The 16,338-nt window shown below is 61.8% G+C and carries 14 protein-coding genes; 3 read left to right on the forward strand and 11 right to left on the reverse strand.

Annotated elements, in window-relative coordinates:
- Nucleotides 1-484: 484 nt before the first annotated feature.
- The 7 genes from RG540_RS29450 to RG540_RS29480 all read right to left on the reverse strand — a co-directional run bounded on the left by RG540_RS29450 (nucleotide 485) and on the right by RG540_RS29480 (nucleotide 7,660).
- Nucleotides 485-1,453, reverse strand: coding sequence for an ABC transporter ATP-binding protein (locus RG540_RS29450; RefSeq protein WP_041365807.1), 969 nt, complete (start codon nucleotides 1,451-1,453; stop codon nucleotides 485-487).
- A 3-nt stretch (nucleotides 1,454-1,456) separates the two neighbouring features.
- Nucleotides 1,457-2,467 carry an ABC transporter ATP-binding protein gene (locus tag RG540_RS29455; RefSeq protein WP_041365809.1) on the reverse strand — a complete coding sequence of 337 codons (1,011 nt, stop codon included), beginning with the start codon at nucleotides 2,465-2,467 and terminating at the stop codon, nucleotides 1,457-1,459.
- Nucleotides 2,468-2,469: 2 nt separating this feature from the next.
- Entirely contained in the window at nucleotides 2,470-3,387 is a 918-nt protein-coding gene (locus tag RG540_RS29460; protein WP_041365811.1) for a dihydrodipicolinate synthase family protein, read from the reverse strand.
- 10 nt (nucleotides 3,388-3,397) lie between these two features.
- On the reverse strand, nucleotides 3,398-4,309 hold the full coding sequence (locus tag RG540_RS29465; protein ID WP_174479308.1) for an ABC transporter permease: 912 nt from the start codon (nucleotides 4,307-4,309) through the stop codon (nucleotides 3,398-3,400).
- Nucleotides 4,275-5,234 (reverse strand): ABC transporter permease, encoded by a 960-nt coding sequence (locus RG540_RS29470; protein WP_041365816.1) that lies wholly within the window; start codon nucleotides 5,232-5,234, stop codon nucleotides 4,275-4,277. Before RG540_RS29470 ends, RG540_RS29465 begins: the two co-directional genes overlap by 35 nt.
- Before the next feature lie 73 nt (nucleotides 5,235-5,307).
- Nucleotides 5,308-6,894, reverse strand: coding sequence for an ABC transporter substrate-binding protein (locus RG540_RS29475; protein ID WP_041365818.1), 1,587 nt, complete (start codon nucleotides 6,892-6,894; stop codon nucleotides 5,308-5,310).
- A gap of 31 nt (nucleotides 6,895-6,925) precedes the next feature.
- Complete coding sequence (locus RG540_RS29480) at nucleotides 6,926-7,660, reverse strand: FadR/GntR family transcriptional regulator (RefSeq protein WP_041365820.1); 735 nt, start codon at nucleotides 7,658-7,660, stop codon at nucleotides 6,926-6,928.
- Nucleotides 7,661-7,788: 128 nt separating this feature from the next.
- Between RG540_RS29480 and RG540_RS29485 the strand changes: the two genes are divergently transcribed.
- Nucleotides 7,789-8,742: a dihydrodipicolinate synthase family protein gene (locus tag RG540_RS29485; RefSeq protein ID WP_244446731.1), complete on the forward strand. Its 954-nt coding sequence runs from the start codon at nucleotides 7,789-7,791 to the stop codon at nucleotides 8,740-8,742.
- 16 nt (nucleotides 8,743-8,758) lie between these two features.
- Complete coding sequence (locus RG540_RS29490) at nucleotides 8,759-10,222, forward strand: sulfatase family protein (protein ID WP_155414786.1); 1,464 nt, start codon at nucleotides 8,759-8,761, stop codon at nucleotides 10,220-10,222.
- Between the two features lie 2 nt (nucleotides 10,223-10,224).
- On the opposite strand, the gene RG540_RS29495 is transcribed toward RG540_RS29490, so the two are convergent.
- From RG540_RS29495 to RG540_RS29505, 3 genes are read right to left on the reverse strand one after another with little or no spacing between them, the layout of a single operon-like run.
- Entirely contained in the window at nucleotides 10,225-10,584 is a 360-nt protein-coding gene (locus tag RG540_RS29495) for a hypothetical protein (protein ID WP_041365824.1), read from the reverse strand.
- 10 nt (nucleotides 10,585-10,594) lie between these two features.
- The gene (locus RG540_RS29500) at nucleotides 10,595-11,824 is read right to left on the reverse strand and encodes a flavin-dependent oxidoreductase (RefSeq protein WP_041365827.1); all 1,230 of its coding nucleotides are present in this window, start codon (nucleotides 11,822-11,824) and stop codon (nucleotides 10,595-10,597) included.
- Nucleotides 11,825-11,877: 53 nt separating this feature from the next.
- Complete coding sequence (locus tag RG540_RS29505) at nucleotides 11,878-13,023, reverse strand: DJ-1/PfpI family protein (RefSeq protein ID WP_041365829.1); 1,146 nt, start codon at nucleotides 13,021-13,023, stop codon at nucleotides 11,878-11,880.
- Between the two features lie 95 nt (nucleotides 13,024-13,118).
- Here RG540_RS29505 and RG540_RS29510 point away from each other — a divergent pair, with 95 nt between their 5' ends.
- Nucleotides 13,119-14,051: a GlxA family transcriptional regulator gene (locus tag RG540_RS29510; RefSeq protein WP_041365831.1), complete on the forward strand. Its 933-nt coding sequence runs from the start codon at nucleotides 13,119-13,121 to the stop codon at nucleotides 14,049-14,051.
- Between the two features lie 32 nt (nucleotides 14,052-14,083).
- Here the strand turns inward: RG540_RS29510 and RG540_RS29515 are convergent, their stop codons facing one another.
- Nucleotides 14,084-16,006, reverse strand: coding sequence for a methyl-accepting chemotaxis protein (locus RG540_RS29515; protein ID WP_041365833.1), 1,923 nt, complete (start codon nucleotides 16,004-16,006; stop codon nucleotides 14,084-14,086).
- Nucleotides 16,007-16,338: the final 332 nt, after the last annotated feature.

Consider the following 16,338-nt stretch of genomic DNA (forward strand, 5'->3'; position numbering starts at 1 on the left):
ACCATACCATGTAGAAAATACCTGCGAAATAGCCTGTCTGCATCAAAAGAAAGCACACCGAAGTATAAGCCAACGAATTCAGGAAATCGCCCTGGTAATTATATGTAATTATACCGAAGACAATCGAAGCGATGGTCATCTGCGCCAACGCTGCTGGCGCCAGCAATTTCACCGATTTTCTCAAGAGCAAGCTCATGCGCGCCACTCGCTTCGCTGGCCTTCCTAATGTGCACCAACACGCTATTCGGGCCATCGACGGTTCAAGGCTTCACCGCTTCCGCCCTTCAATGAGACAAGACGTGAACACGGCTCCGCTTCGGAATTGGAAGCCAACAGCAAATCGCACCGGGAAGGAAGAAACTCTTTGTGATGATGCACTACGTCCAATGACGTAAATCCACGTCGAAGCCTGGACCGTGCCGGGCAACCCAGACGCCGACAGGAGCCCGTTTTTCATCGTCAATGATTTGCCTGCTTTGCCGGATCAGCCGAGATCGTCACGGATGCAGGCCTTGAAGTGTCCTTTCGTCCCTTCCCGCAGTGGCGGCACGGCACTCGCGCAAGCGTCGACTGCAACTGGGCAACGGGTCCGGAAGACGCAACCGCTTGGGGGATTGGCGGGACTTGGGATGTCACCTTTGAGGATCTGCCGGTTCGCATGCCGTGAAGGGTCGGGCGACGGAACGGCCGAAAGTAGAGCGCGCGTATAAGGATGCTGCGGGCTGGCATAAAGCTCGCGGCTGGGCGCCATCTCCATGATCCGCCCGAGATAGAGCACGATCACCGTATCGGCGACATATTCGACCACCGCGAGATCGTGGGCGATGAACAGCATGGTCAGGCCGAGCCGCATCTGCAGATCGCGCAGCAGATTGACGATCTGCGCCTGGATCGACACGTCGAGCGCCGACACCGGTTCATCGGCGACGATCAGCTCGGGCGCAAGCGTCAGCGCCCGGGCGATGCCGATGCGCTGGCGCTGGCCGCCGGAAAACTCGTGCGGGTAGCGGGAAATCGCATCCGGCGGCAGATCCACCGAAGCGAGGGCCTGGGCAGCTTTTGCGGCCCGCTCCGACCTGCTGCCGATCCGCTGGATATCCAGCCCTTCCGTGAGGATCTCGCCAATCGTCATCCGCGGTGAGAGGCTGGCGAAGGGATCCTGGAAAATATATTGGACCCGCGCATGCAGGCCGCGGAGTTCGCGACGCGACAGGCTCGTCGTTTCCGAGCCTTCAAAACGGATACTGCCGGAGGTAGGTTCGATCAGTTGCGCGACCATGCGGCCGATGGTGGTCTTGCCGCTGCCGGATTCGCCAACCAGCCCGACGACTTCCCCACGTTTGATGTTGAAGGAGACATCCTGGACGGCGCGGACGACTGGGCCGCGGGCAAATGCCACCGGGGCAAAATCCTTGCCCAGCCGGCTCACTTCGAGGAGAAATTCCTGTGACATCGGTCAGATCTCCTGCCATCGGATGCAGCGGCTGAACTGCCCCTCTCCGGCGTCTGCCAACGCCGGATAGGCTTCTGAACAGACCTCTATGCGGTAGGGACAGCGGGGAGCGAAAGGACAGCCCGACGGCAGGTCCATGAGGCTCGGAACCGACCCTGCGATGGTCGGCAGCGGAGTGCCCGCCTCCCGAAGAAGCGTCGCGGTTCCAAGCTGCGGCACCGAACGCATCAGTCCCTTGGTATAGGGGTGGCGCGGATGGGAGAAGACCCGCGCGACGCTACCGGTCTCGACGAGCGAACCGGCATACATGACAGCCACGCGATCGGCGATCTCGGCAACGACCCCGAGATTGTGGGTGACGAACAACATGCCCATGCCGCGTTCTTTCTGCAGCCGTCCGAGCAGGTCGAGGATTTGCGCCTGGATGGTGACATCGAGAGCCGTCGTGGGTTCGTCGGCAATCAGCAGCGTCGGATTGCAAGCGAGCGCCATCGCAATGGTCGCTCGTTGCCGCATGCCACCGGAGAGTTCGTGCGGATATTGCCGGGCACGTCGGTGCGGATCGGGAATGCCGACATCCTCCAGCCGCTGGATGGCGTCCGACAAGGCCTCCTGACGGGATTTTCCCATATGGATGCGGATCGGCTCGGCAATCTGTTCGCCGATCGTAAAAACCGGATTGAGGCTGGTCAGCGGCTCCTGAAAGACGATGCCTATATCATTGCCGCGCACCCGGCGCAGGGTGTCGCCGCCAATAGTCTGCAGTTCGACGACTTCGCCCGTCTTGCGCTTCAACCGCAGCGTACCCGCTGCGATACGGCCAACGCCGCGCGGCAGAAGACCCATGATCGACAAGCTGGTCACCGACTTTCCCGAGCCGGATTCGCCAACCAGCGCCACGGTTTCTCCCGTCGCCACGGCAAGGCTCAGGTCCCGCACGGCGACGATCTCCCGATCGCCGATGCGGAACACCGTCGTCAGCCCGGAAATTTCGAGGATCGACTCTGCGTTCATCGTCAATCCAGAAGCCCGGTTTGCCGCAGGATGCCGTCGATGACGGCCGCCTCTTCGTCGTTCAGGGATCGCTGCGGGCGGGCCATGACATTGGTGTCGATGACCCCGAGCCTGCGCATGGCGGTCTTGAAGGCCCCCACTCCGGCAGAACCCGCACTGGTCCGCGCCAGGCTGACCCAGACCATCTCGAAAAGCCGGCACAGCCGTTCCTGCTCCTGCCGTGCACCGGCAAAATCACCCGCCTGGCAGAGATCCCACAGGCGTACGTAGCCGTGCGGGTCAACATTGCCAAGGCCCGGCACGATGCCGTGCGCACCCATGTTCACCACGCTGTCGGCGACGATCTCGGATCCCGTCATGACGAAGAAATCGGGAAGATCGGCCGTGTCTGCCATGACATAACGGAGATTGCCGTCGTCGCCGCTCGAATCCTTGACGCCTACGATCGTGCCTTCGCGGGCAAGCGTCACGGTGGTCCGGCGTTCGAGCTTGGTGTGGACGCAGACTGGGATGTCGTAGGCGATGACCGGTATGTCGATCGCCTCCCGGATATAGCGGAAGTGATCGATGGTTTCGGCCTGGTTTGTCCGGGCATAGAACGGCGCCGTGACGACAACCGCGTCGGCACCCGCCGACTGCGCCACCTTTGCATGGGCGATCACGCGCTCGGTTGTGGGATCGATCACGCCGACCAGGATGGGCACGCGGCCGTGCACCTGTTCGACCGCATGTTCGATGATGCTGCGGCGCGTGGCTTCGTCATGGAACACCACTTCGCTGGTCGAGCCGAGAACGAACAGGCCATGCACGCCGCCATCGAGCAGGTGGTCTATGACGCGCGCGAAGGAAGGATAATCCACCTCGAAAGTCGTGGTGAGCGGAGTGACGACGGGCGGAATGACACCGGTAAAGAGGGGCATGTGCAACCTTTCACTTGAGTTCGGAGCGCGGATCGAAGGCATCGCGAAGCCCATCGCCCACGAAGTTGATGGCAAGAACGGTCACGACGAGCGCGCCGCCCGGAAACATCCATTGCCAGGGATAATTTTCGAGCACATGCGTGGCGCGGGCAGCATTCAGCATATTGCCCCAGCTCGCTTCCGGGGGCGTGACCCCAAGACCCAGGAATGAGAGACCGGCCTCCAGCAGGATCCCATTTGCCACCTGCAGAGTAGCGTAGACCACGAGGATATCGATCGTATTGGGCAAACCATGCCGGATCAGCAGGTGCCAGAGCCCTGCGCCCATGCCCCGGGATGCCACCACGAAGTCACGTTCGCGCAGTTCCAGCAGCCGAGCCCGTACCATGCGGGAGAGAACCGGCCACGACAGCAGCGAGATCACGAAGATGGTCGGCATTATGCCGCTGCCGACGATCGAGGCGAGGACCAGAAGGAAAATGACCGGCGGCAAGGTCATCGCAAGATCGACGAACCGCATCGTGGCACCATCAACGAAACGTCCGGCAAAGCCGGCGATGGCTCCGATGAAGAAACCGAGGAACGTGGAGATCGCCATCGACACCGTCGCTACCAGCAGCGAGATCCGTCCGCCCTGCAGCAGTCGCGCCATGATATCCCGCCCCACCCCGTCGCTGCCGAGCCAATGGGCCGACGACGGCCCCTGGTTCATCGCCAGCAGGTCGATGTCGTTGGGCTTGTGGAGCCACCAGAGATCATAGGTGAGGGTAAGGACCAGGATCGGGATCAGGATGGCCAAGCCGACCACGGCCGCACCGTTCTCGAAAAAGCGGGAAAGTGCGCGTCGGATGGGACCGGCGGAGCCGGCATGTGTCAAGCTCGCCATCTTATGCCACCTTGATGCGCGGATCGACAGCGGCATAGGCGATGTCGGTGAGCAGGTTGACCAGGATGACGCAGGCGCCCGTCAGCAGCGTAGCGCACATGATGACCGGGTAATCGCGTCTGACGACGGCATTGACCATCAGCAAACCCATGCCCGGCCAGTCGAACACGCTCTCGATGAAGATCGCGCCCCCGATGGCGATGCCGATGGTGGAGCCGATCAGGGTGATCACCGGCAGCAGGGCGTTGCGGACGGCATGTTTGACGATGACCCAGAATTCCCGGACACCCTTGGCGCGCGCCGTGCGCACATAGTCCTGCGACAGCACTTCAAGCAGCGAGGAGCGCATGTATCGCATGATCAGTGCGCCATGGCCGATCGAAAGCAGGGTGGCGGGCAGGATGAGGTGGGCCAGCAAGTCACCGACGGAAAAAGGCGCGCCCGGCGTCAGCATGCCGCCGGCCGGCACCCAGCGCAGATTGACCGCAAATACGTAGAGCCCCAGCAGGGCGGTCAGGAAAGCCGGACTTGAAATTCCCACGAACGCCGCCGTCGAAAGTGAAAGATCGGCCAGCTTGTTGCGGCGGACGGCCGCAAAGATGCCGGTTGAGATGCCGACAACGACGGCGATGACAAGCCCACTGAACATCAGCAGGATCGTCGGGCCGATGCGGCTAAGGACAAGCGGCAGCACTCCTTCGCCGTTATACTGGATGGAATAGCCGAAATCCCCCATCAGCGCCGCGCCAAGCCAGGCGAAATATTGCACCGGCAGCGGCCGATCGAGACCGAGCCGGGTACGAAGCATCTCGAGATCGGACGCAGAAATGGGGACAGACGGATTGACATAGGCATCGATCGGATCGCCGGGCGTCAGCCGCAGCAACGTGAAGATGAGAACCGTCAGGGCCAGCAGCATCAGCAGGCCGACGGCCGTACGGCGAAGGATGTATTGCAGCATGTTTTCACCAACAGGGTCCGCGGGGGATGCGGTCGGGCTTGCTCGCCAGACCGCATCCCGGCTCACGGACACATCACGGAGCGAGATCCCATTTTTCCGGGTGGGAGACGTACGGGCCGCCGCCTGGAGCGGGCGTCCAGAAGAAGTCCTTGAGCTTGCTGGACACGACCCCGTAGCGGCTCGCAACCCACATCGGGGCCCAGGGAAGCGCAGCGTTCATTTCCTTGCAGACCTTCTGCCATCTGCCGTCGGCCTTGGCCGGGTCGGTTTCCGCCATCGCCGTATTCAGCGCATCCGTCAGCGCAGGCATTTCGACGCGCATGATGTTGTTGCCGGACGGAGGTGTCTGTGCGGCATTCAGCCCGACATTGAGCGATCCCGGATTGGGGCCGTTTTGCAGCCCCGCATAGACCAATGGGAAATCCTGCCATTTTTCGCTTCGCACGATGCCGTTATAGCTCGGAACGTCGAGCGCGCGCGGAACAACATTGACGCCGACCTGCGCCAGCATCGCCTGCACCGCCGCCATGACGTTGGCGACCTGCGGCGTATTGTAGTAGGTCAGCCACGGGATCGGCTTGCTGCCGTTGACCTTCTCCCAACCCGCCTCCGCCAGCAGGTCTTTTGCCTTTTGCGGATTGTAGGCATAGTCGGCCAGATCCTTCCCAACGAGCTGCGGCGCGACATAACCGCAGTTGGCGAGCTTGGCGGCACCGCCGAACAGGCTGGAGACGATGGCGTTTCGGTCGATGGCGTACATGACCGCCTGACGGACGCGAAGGTCGTCCCAGATTCCGGCCCGCTGATTGAAGCCGATATAGTTCACCACATAGGAGTCGCCCTCGATGACCCGGAAACTGCCGTTGCCCTTGAAGGTTTTGGCATCATCTGGTTCGGCGAAGGTGAACTGGATCTCTCCCGCCCTGAGGGCCGCGACAGCTGCAGCCGGATTTGCGAAATAGCGGTTGATCAGGCGATCCGCCTTCGGCTTTCCGCCCCGATAGCCGTCATAGGCAGCCATTTCGACATACTGATCGCTGACATGCTTCACGAACTTGAACGGACCGGTTCCGATCGGCTTGGTGGACCACCATTGGCTCTTGGCAATCTCCTTGACGTTCGCCGACGACAATGCCTGCTGCGGCAGCATCATCAACTGCGACAGAACGGAGAGGAATGCCGAGTTCGGCTTGCTGAGCTTGACGACTGCCGTGTGCGCATCCGGCGTCTCGACCGATGCGATATCGGCAAGCCGCGCGGCAAAAATGCTGCCGCTTTCGGCATTCTTGGCAAGCTCCAGGGTGAACTTGACGTCGGCCGAGGTAAAAGGCGTTCCGTCATGCCAATTCGTCTCGGCGAGCTTGAACGTATATGTCAGGTTGTCTTGGCCGAGGGCGAACTCTGAAGCCAGCGCGCCGGTAAGTTTCGATAAATCGGATGTGTAGATGACCAGGGGCTCGAAATAGGTGTTGAGCCAGGTAAAGCCGGCTGTGGCAGTCAGCGGGTTAAAATTGCCCTGGAAACCACCTGGGCCCACGTCGAACCCGCCGACAATGGTCTTGCCCGTCTGCGCCTGGGCCGTCGCGGGCACCACTGCGGCAGTTGTGGCAAAAAGCAAGGCTCCCGCCGCCAGAAGGCGACCGAAATTCCGTCGATGCATGCTCTCCTCCTCTTTTATATTTCGATTATCGCTAAACCGGATCGACCTCCTCGGGCCGGTTGATCGCGATGACTTTCCGGATACCGGAATAGTGTGCGCTCAGGCGTTTGCGGCCTGCCTCGACGTCTCTCGCCGCCACGGCTTCCGCGATCTCATGGTGATCCTGCCAGGTCGCCAGGGGCGTGGGACTTGCCAGATTTGCGAAGCCTGAAGCCTTGTAGAAGGCCGACCAGAAGATATCGATCAGCGCGCTCAGCATCTTGTTGTTTTGGCAGCGGAACAGAAGCTGATGAAATTGCTGGTCCTCCTCGGCGAAGCTTTCGCCGCGCTCAGCGCGCTGGCGCATGCGATCGGTAAGCCGTCGGAGCTCGGCCACGTCATCGTCGCTGATCATTTCGATGGTCTTGTCGATGAGACCCGTCTCCAATACGCGACGAATCTCCAGCAACTCCTCCACATCACGCAGCGACGCCTGCAGTCCATAGGCGAGATTGTCCAGAAGCGGCTCGAACGAGAATTCCTTGACGAAAACGCCGATGCCGCGCCGCGTTTCAAGGATGCCGACGGATTCCAGCGCCTTGATCGCTTCGCGAACCGAATTGCGCCCCACGCCCAATTGCTGCGCCAGGAAAGTCTCCGGCGGCAGAGCCGCGCCAGCCGTCAGGTCATTGTCCTCGATATAGCTGCGCAGGCTTTCCTGCACGCTGACATGCAGAAGCGGCGGACGCTCCAGAGGTTTTATGGGCTTGGCCAACAACTGCTCCATGCACATTTCGACATTGACATGATTGAGGTATATCGACTTGTAGGATATCTAGCAAGTCGATAAATTGAGAAAGCAGCTGAGCGAGGCCGGCCGGCATGGATCCGGCTGCTGCAAACGGGAGGTTGGTTGTGGCAATCACAAAATTCGAGCGGCGGAATGACCGCTGGGGTCGCATTCGGGGAAATTGGGCGACGTTATTGCTGCCGATCAATGAAGACGACTCCATCGATTTCCCGCGTCTGGCTGACGCGATCGACCGACTGATTGCCGCCAAGGTGGACGGCATCTACTCAAACGGCACCGCTGGCGAATTTCACAACCAGACGGAAGCGGAGTTCGACCGGATTCAACAATTGTTGGCGGACCGCTGCAGTCCTGCAGCGATGCCATTCGTCATCGGTGCGTGTCAGCCCGATCCCCGCATATCCCTGGAACGTGTACGCCGGGCGGCGGCGCTCGAACCGGAGGCAATCCAGGTGATACTTCCCGACTGGTGGCCGGTGACGGCCGCGGAGGCGACCGATTTCCTGCAGATGGCTGCTGGCGCTGCCGACCCGGTGCCGCTGGTGCTCTACCAGCCGCCGCATGCCAAGCGCGTCTTTGCCCCGGAGGAACTGGCGGCAATCCTTTCAGGCGTACCGCAAGTCGTGGGCATCAAGCTTGGGGATGGAGATGCATCCTGGTACGATCAGGCCCGCAAGCATCTCGATGGGTGGGGAATTTATGTCCCGGGGCATCATCTTGCGACAGGCGTCAAGCAGGGCGTTGCGGTCGGGGCGTTCTCCAACGTTGCCTGCCTGAGCCCGTCCGGAGCACAACGATGGACCGCGGCGATGACCGACGACATCGACCGGTCGCTTGATATCGAGAAACGGCTGCGCGCCTTTCTGGACGACCACATAGTGCCGTTTGCCAGGGTGCACGGATATTCCAACGCCGCATTGGACAAGCTCCTGGCTGCAATCGGGGGATGGGCGGAGATCGGGACCCGGCTGCGCCGGCCTTATCGCTGGATTGACCCATCGGTCGTTCCCGCACTGCGCGAGAAGGCCAGGATCGCCCTTCCCGACATCATGCTGTGAACGTCGAGGTGGCATCGTGACACGACCCAACATTCTGATGATCATGACGGACCAGCAGCGTCGGGACACGCTCGGCATCTATGGCTGCGGCTGGATTCCGACACCTCATCTCGACAGGCTGGGCCAAGCCGGAGCGGTATTCGAGCACTGCACAGTCGACAACCCGATCTGCACCCCTTCCCGGGCCAGCATCTTCACCGGCAAGCCCGTGCCGGGTCATGCGGTCCAGCGGGTGCATGACAACCTGCCGCCGGACGAAGTGCTGTTCACCGAACGGCTGCGGCGGGAGGCCGGTTATCGGACCGCAGTTTTCGGCAAGCTGCATGTCAGCAGCCGTATTCAGGAAGAACGGCAACGTCATCCGCATGACGGTTTCGACATCTACGAATGGTGTCTCGAGCCATCGGTTTCGATCGGCAGCCCCTTCAACGGCTACGCGGCCTGGCTTCGCGAGACGGCGCCGGATTTCCTCGACGCCCTTCAACGCAACGGCCGAAAGGAACTTCATCACCCCGAAGCGCAACACATGAGCAAATGGGCGGCCGACCGGACCATTGCCTTCATCCAGTCGATGAAAGCAGAAAGACAGCCCTTCTTTTGCCTGATGAGCCTGTTCGACCCTCACGACCCCTATGAGGATTACCCCCTCACCTTCGGAAATTGCATCGATGCAGCGAAGATTCCGGAGCCGGTGGTTTCGCGCACGATACAACCCGGATGCGTCCGCCAGGAGCAGCAGGGCTCCTATCTCGGACGTTTCTCAGACTTCTCTGCGGAGGAGATACGCAAGATCCGTCTCGGTTATGCCGCTTCCATTGCCTTCCTCGATAAACAGGTCGGCCGCGTTCTGGCGGCACTGGACGAAGCGGAGATGACCGACGACACGCTGGTCTTATTCCTATCCGACCATGGTGATCAGCTTGGCGATCACGGGCTTTTCGTCAAGGGAGTTGCACTCTACGAACCTACCGTCGGAGTGCCGCTACTGCTGCGTTGGCCGGGACACGTCAACGCCGGCTCCCGATGCACCGCGCTTGCGCAAGGTCGCGACGTGGCGGCCACGTGCCTCGCAGCAGCAGGCCTCGATACGCAATCCTGCCCGGAAAGCGAGGATCTGGTGGCAATGGCATCGCGGAACGCGACGCGGCGCAGCAGCGCGATCTGCGCCTACCGTAACTCCGGTGTCAACGACAGCGGTAGTTTCTGGGACCCGCCGATGCGGGCCACGATGGCACGGGACCAGCGCTTCAAGCTGACGCTCTATACGAATGGAGGATTGAGCGAGCGGGAGTTGTTCGACCTTCAGACCGACCCGCGGGAGACCGTCAACCTTTCGGGGGACCCCACCCACGCCCCAACCGAACTCATGCTGCTTGGCGATATCGCCGCGTTTCTGCAGGCGGAAGCCGCCGGCGCAGCACCGCGCGCGACATCGTCCCTTCCCAATGCGGCTCAGCGGATGCAGAACAGGATTAAATAGGATCACCACACAATTCGGCTCCTCACCAACCAGACGAGACCAGAGACCAGGATCAGGATCATCACCACGTGTGTGACGTAATCGAGCGTGGTCTGCGGACCGATACCGACCGCGATGGTGAATGCGCCGACGAGCGTGCCCAGCAGAGCCAGGGACTGCGCGGAAGTTGCGGCCACGCGGCTCCAGGGCCGGCGGAGCCTGACGGATAACAACCCGAGCAGCAGGATCGCCGCGATCACGGCTTCGGCGATCATGGCTTGCCTGTGCTCATGACCTTCGACGAGGAAGCCCGCGTGGGTCAGCGATGCAATCGCGTAGAGACACGTTTCGGCGAGAAAAAGCGTTACGGCGGCGGCAACCATGGAACCATCCTCACCGTGTCCGCCCACGAGCGAGCGAAGCGTAACCACGAACCATTGCTTTACGTTCTTCGAACGAGGCCACCGCATCGATGTCGTCGAAACCGTCGGGCGCACGGGCCTCGATCATGTCGATGACCCCCTCGGGACCGCCCAGGCGGTTGGAGAGAACGATTTCCGACGTGACCGGCCGCCGTTCGGCATCGTAACGGGAAAGAGCCGCCTCGATACCGTCTCCGGATTGGAGATGTCGTGCCAGGCAGCGTGTATCGAGGATTGCCTGGCTCGCTCCGTTGGAACCGACCGGATACATGGCATGGGCGGCATCCCCGAGCAGCGTGACCCGCTCGAACGACCAGCGGGGCAAGGGATCCCGATCGCAATTCGGGTATTCGTAAAAATTCTCGGTGGCCTGGATGATGGAGGCGGGATCAACGAAATCGAGATGAAAACGGTCACGCACGAAGGGCAACACCTCGTCCGACAGGCCGGAGCGGCTCCAGTCCTCGCGGCGTAGCGGCGATGTGCCGGGCTCGCCCACCTTGGCCATCACGGCCCAGTTCGTCAGCCGCATTTCAGGCTCCGCAGGATCGGCTCCGATCGGATAATAGACGAATTTTGCGAAATTGCCGCCGGCGATCACCATCGTCCGACCATCGCGCCAGATCGGCCAGCGTGTGGCGCCGCGCCATAACATGATCCCGCTCCAGATCGGCGGCCCCTCATCGGGATAGAGCTGCGCCCGGATCGCGGAATGGATGCCGTCGGCGCCGATCAGCAGATCCCCGCGGGCCGTGCCACGCCAGCCGTCCGTTCCGCAGAGATGAACCACGACCCCGCCTTCCGTCTGCTCGAGGCCCTCAACCCGGCAACCGGTCCTGATGACGTCGGGTCCGAGACGGGCGATCACCGCTCTATGGATCACGCCGAGCAGCTTGCCGCGATGGATGCTGACCTGCGGCGCCTCTTGACCGGCGTCCAGGCCGCGCAGTTCCTGCCAGACGACCTGACCGAAACGGTTGGTATAAATCAGTTCCCGCATACGGATCCCTGCAGCGTCGAGGCCTGCCTGCAGTCCGAGATCGGCCAGCACCGCCACGGCATGCGACAGCATGTTGATGCCGACCCCGAGTTCACGAACCTCGCCGACGCGTTCGAAGATCTCGACCTCGATCCCGGCTTCGTGGAGTTGAAGCGCGGTCGTCAATCCGCCGATGCCGGCGCCTGCGATGAGAGCTTTCATGATTGGTCCTTTCTCGTTTGCGGGACGAGCGGCAGGATGTAAGCCGCGTCGATCTATTGCGGCGTCACTCGTCTCCTGTATTCGAGCTGCATGGCCACGAAATCGGCCGTGTTTTCCCGATAGCGCTCGGCGATGGCCTTCAGCGTATCGTCCAGCGCCTCCGCCGGTTTGCGGCCCAGCGGCGCTGCGGGCATGCGCGTTGTCGACGCGCTCACCTCGTCGGGAATGATGCGGATGCCGTTGCGGCTCTCCACCACATCCGCGCTGGCTGCGAAGGTCATCACGCGCGAACGGTAGGTGCGCGACCAGGCATCCGCGACAAGCGCAAGCGACACCTCGTCCACGCCTTGCGACAGTTCGATGCCGAGCGTTTCGCGGTTCCAGAAGGCGAGCGAATTGCCGATTGCCGTCAATGCGAAAGGACGCGTGAACGTGAAGGCGCCACTGGCGTGTCGCGCATCCCAATTCGCGACGCCCAGCTCGGCCGCGACAGCCTCGGCTTTCTCCCGCCCGGCGATCGCCTCGATCAACGTCAGCGACATCGGCATGGAGGCACTGATCCCCGTCGTCGTCGCAACGCGACCGTCAACGAGGAAGCGGCGATCGGCGACATGGCGGATGGAAGGATGTTCCCTCAGCATGGCCTCCAGCGAATACCAGTGGGTCGTGGCTTTTCGCCCGTCGAGAAGGCCGGTGGCCGCAACCACCTTGGCACCGACGCAGACACCGACGATCACCGCGCCTTTTTCCGCCTGGCTCCTGATCCAGCGCAGTGCCGCCGGATCGTCCTCGCGGACCATCGCCGGGACGATGACGTAATCGGCACCTTCCGGATGCTGCGCATCGAAATCCGCGATCGTCGCCTGCGGCTCAACCTTCAGCGCTGGATAGAGAACCATCGGCCCGGGCTGCGTTGCCAGCGCCACGACATCCGCGACATCGGCGCGGCGCAGAATACCGTAGGGCATCAGGTAATCGGTGATCTCCGTCCCGTCGTTGATGCCGACGACGGCGACCACCGGGCGGACGCGTTTGGTTGGCTTCAAAGCCTCGACCGTGGCGCGTGTCTCCTCGCCGGGAATAGGCTGGAGGGCCCCGGCTGAAGAAGCAGACGGCAGAAAGACTATCCAGCCCCCGGCGACCACCAGGAAGACCGCAGCAAGCCCCAACCCGCCTGTAAGAACAAACCGCCACGTCATGATAGTTTCGCCCGATCGATCGGTTGCCCTGTTTGCAGGGAAAGTTACCGCTGCTATCGTCTGACTGAAATGACATTAATCGGGCAAAAACTGCCATGGTTCGCACAGTCGCTCTTGTGGTGCATCCGGGTTTCCAGCTTCTCGATACGGCGGGGCCAACGTCGGCTTTCGAAATGGCGGAGCGATTCCGGCCGGGCAGTTATGACCTGGTGCTGATGGCACCGGGTGGCGGCGAGATCGAGAGTTCATCGGGCCTCAAGCTGTCGGCTGCGCCGCTCCGGGATGGGCCGTTCGACACGGTGATGATCTCGGGCGGCGAGATCATCCGCTCCATGGAGGCCGTGCACGAAATTCTCGAATGGCTGAAACGCACGGACGCAAGGCGCGTGACGAGTGTGTGTTCCGGGGCCTATCTGCTCGCCGAAGCCGGGCTCCTCGATGGACGTCGGGCCACGACGCATTGGGGCAGTTCGCATGACTTTTCTCGCCGCTACCCAAAGATAGAGCTCGATGCGGAGCGTATCTATATCAAGGACGGTCATGTCTGGACGTCAGCCGGCATATCTGCCGGTATCGACCTGGCGCTTGCCCTTATCGAAGACGATCTGGGGGCGGATATCGCGCGCAGAACCGCACAACAGCTCGTCGTTCATCAACGCCGGCCCGGTGGCCAGTCCCAGTTTTCAGCGCTTGTCGATCTTGGAGGGCACACGGGCAGGTTCTCTGCGCTGATCGGTTGGATGCGCGAGCATCTGGCCGACCAGCTGACTGTCGAGCGCCTCGCCGACCAGGCGGCGATGAGCCCGCGCAACTTTGCAAGGGCGTTTGCAGCCGAAACCGGCACAACACCGGCCAAGGCCGTCGAGCGACTGCGCCTCGAAACGGCGCGGATGGCCGTCGAGACCGGCCACCTACCGCTCGAACACATTGCCGAGGCTGCCGGTTTCGGCGACGCCGGCCGAATGCGGCGGGCGTTCCTGAGAAGCTTGGGACAGCCCCCGCAGGCGCTTAGGCGTGGGTATAAATAGCCTCGGACGCCGATAGCCGGTCAAGTGCGCGCCTAGAACTCCTGCCAATCGTTGTTGACCGCAGCGGCCGCGGAGCCGCCGGAGAAGGCCGTGGCAACTCTGCGGGCCAGATTGCGGGCCGGCGAGGCCGCCGGAGTGTCGCGGCGATCGGCCGGGCGCGGAGCGTGGCGCTGGCCGGGCAGCTTGAACTGGGCCAGCAGTTCGTTGAGCGATGCCGCATCCCGGGCGAGACCATGGCTTGCCGCGGTCGATTCCTCGACCATCGCGGCATTCTTCTGGGTATCCTGGTCCATCTGGTTCACGGCCGTGTTGATCTGCTGAAGGCCCGAAGACTGTTCCTGGGCTGACTCCACGATTGCGTTGACGTGCCGGTTGATCTCCTGCACTTCCGAAACGATCGTTACCAGCGCCTGTCCGGTCTGGCCCACCAGCTGCACCCCGGCATTGACCTGCTCGTTCGACGTCGTGATCAGCGCCTTGATCTCCTTGGCGGCCTTGGCGGAGCGCTGGGCGAGTTCGCGCACTTCCTGGGCAACGACGGCAAAGCCCTTGCCGGCATCGCCCGCACGGGCCGCTTCGACGCCGGCGTTCAATGCCAGAAGATTGGTCTGGAAGGCGATATCGTCGATGACGCCAATGATGTTTGAAATCTCGCCTGAGGACTTCTCGATCTGTTCCATCGCCTTGACGGCACGCTGGACGACCTCGCCGGAGTTTTCGGCGCCGCTACGGGTGCGGGCAACGAGCGCGCCGGCCTCCTGAGCGCGCTTGGTGGCGTCCTTCACGGTGGTGGTGATTTCTTCGAGAGCTGCGGCGGTTTCCTCGACGGAAGCTGCCTGCTGCTCGGTGCGCTTGGCCAGATCGTCGGCGGCCGCCTTGATCTCCGCCGAACCGGCCTGGATGCTGCGGGCATTCTCCGCCACCTGCTCCAGGGCCGTCTGCAGCTTTGTGGCCGAGGCGTTGAAATCGTTGCGGACACCGTCCAGCGTCGCGGTAAACTGCTTTTCGATGCGATAGGAGACGTTGCCATCGGACAGATGGCTCAGGCCCTCTGCCAGGTTGTCGACGGCAAACTTGATCTCGGCGGCTTCGCGCGTCTTCTGGGCTTCGCGCTCCATGCGCTCGCGCTCGGACAGGCCGCGATTGTCTTCGGCTTCCCGTTCCAGGCGAGCACGCTGCAGAGCGTTGTCGCGGAAGATGGCGACGGCCTTGGCCATCTCGCCGATTTCGTCCTTGCGGTCGAGGCCGTCGATGGCAGCTTCCGTCTGGCTGGCGGCCAGCGAAGCCATACGCTCACGCAGGCGGGCCATCGGCGCGGTGATGCCCTTGTGGGCGATGGTCATGGACAGGACGGCAGCGATCGCGATGCCTAAAAGCATGCCGCAGATCGCATAGGTGATCGTGCTGGAGACCGATTGGCTCAACGTCTTGGCGCCATTGTTGAGAATTTCGGCCATGGCGCCGTTATTGGCGCCGAATTTCGGCGAGAGATCGACGATGGCCTGGTCGAGCTTGGCGGAAAGGGTGCTGACCTTTTCCTGGTCGCCTGCGGTATGGGCCTTGAGAAGATCGTCGCCGACTGCCTTCAGCGCATCCGCACCGGCAAGCAGTTCGTCGATCGCAGCCTTGCGGCTCGGCACCAGCGCCGGGATCTGGGTCAACCGGTCACGGGCGCCAGCAAATTCCTTGGAAAACCGGCCGGACAGATCCTGGAACGCCGCGCTTGCCGGGTCCTGGGCCAGTGCACGGCTCAGCCATGTCGTCGCGGTCCACATGCCGGCAGCGCCGCGGGGTCCGAAGGTCGCCGCGTTACTTTCCTTCTGCAGGAAGCCGGAATAAGCCTCGTTGGCGGCGCTGAACTTGCTGGTGACATACATCAGGCCTGCAAGGGAAATGACCGCGAGGATGGCAATCGCCATGAGAAATTTTGTTTTAATCTTTAAATTCTTGAGCATCAGATACCTCAAAAAACGGTGAAAGAGCGACGGTGCATCGAAAGTGAAAAATGCCGGAGCCGTGCCGGACGGTGCACATCATGCGCATGGTGATCGAACTTGATCCTCCGTTTTTCATAAGCGCTTTTTCATAATAAAATCTTACTCTTGCCGCAGCGCATCTAAGGCACATTCTGACTTTCAGGTGGTTTTCACCATTGCTTAACCAAAGGCGGCAGAAGGCAATCTTGTTTGTTGCGACGCACAATGGACTGCCTTTAATTGGGAGCGGACCATGGTCTCGGTTCCCCGTCAAACCGGGCAAATTGATATGAAATCAACTATCCATAATC

The organism is Neorhizobium galegae bv. orientalis str. HAMBI 540 (assembly GCF_000731315.1).
GTDB lineage: Bacteria > Pseudomonadota > Alphaproteobacteria > Rhizobiales > Rhizobiaceae > Neorhizobium > Neorhizobium galegae.

Excerpts from the sequence above, each read along its gene's own strand:
- RG540_RS29455 (WP_041365809.1), bottom strand. The coding sequence starts at position 2,467 with ATGAACGCAGAGTCGATCCTCGAAATTTCCGGGCTGACGACGGTGTTC.
- RG540_RS29495 (WP_041365824.1), bottom strand. The coding sequence starts at position 10,584 with ATGGTTGCCGCCGCCGTAACGCTTTTTCTCGCCGAAACGTGTCTCTAC.
- RG540_RS29505 (WP_041365829.1), bottom strand. The coding sequence starts at position 13,023 with ATGACGTGGCGGTTTGTTCTTACAGGCGGGTTGGGGCTTGCTGCGGTC.
- RG540_RS29500 (WP_041365827.1), bottom strand. The coding sequence starts at position 11,824 with ATGAAAGCTCTCATCGCAGGCGCCGGCATCGGCGGATTGACGACCGCG.
- RG540_RS29480 (WP_041365820.1), bottom strand. The coding sequence starts at position 7,660 with ATGGAGCAGTTGTTGGCCAAGCCCATAAAACCTCTGGAGCGTCCGCCG.
- RG540_RS29450 (WP_041365807.1), bottom strand. The coding sequence starts at position 1,453 with ATGTCACAGGAATTTCTCCTCGAAGTGAGCCGGCTGGGCAAGGATTTT.
- RG540_RS29470 (WP_041365816.1), bottom strand. The coding sequence starts at position 5,234 with ATGCTGCAATACATCCTTCGCCGTACGGCCGTCGGCCTGCTGATGCTG.
- RG540_RS29475 (WP_041365818.1), bottom strand. The coding sequence starts at position 6,894 with ATGCATCGACGGAATTTCGGTCGCCTTCTGGCGGCGGGAGCCTTGCTT.
- RG540_RS29465 (WP_174479308.1), bottom strand. The coding sequence starts at position 4,309 with ATGCCGCTGTCGATCCGCGCATCAAGGTGGCATAAGATGGCGAGCTTG.
- RG540_RS29460 (WP_041365811.1), bottom strand. The coding sequence starts at position 3,387 with ATGCCCCTCTTTACCGGTGTCATTCCGCCCGTCGTCACTCCGCTCACC.
- RG540_RS29515 (WP_041365833.1), bottom strand. The coding sequence starts at position 16,006 with ATGCTCAAGAATTTAAAGATTAAAACAAAATTTCTCATGGCGATTGCC.
- RG540_RS29510 (WP_041365831.1), top strand. The coding sequence starts at position 13,119 with ATGGTTCGCACAGTCGCTCTTGTGGTGCATCCGGGTTTCCAGCTTCTC.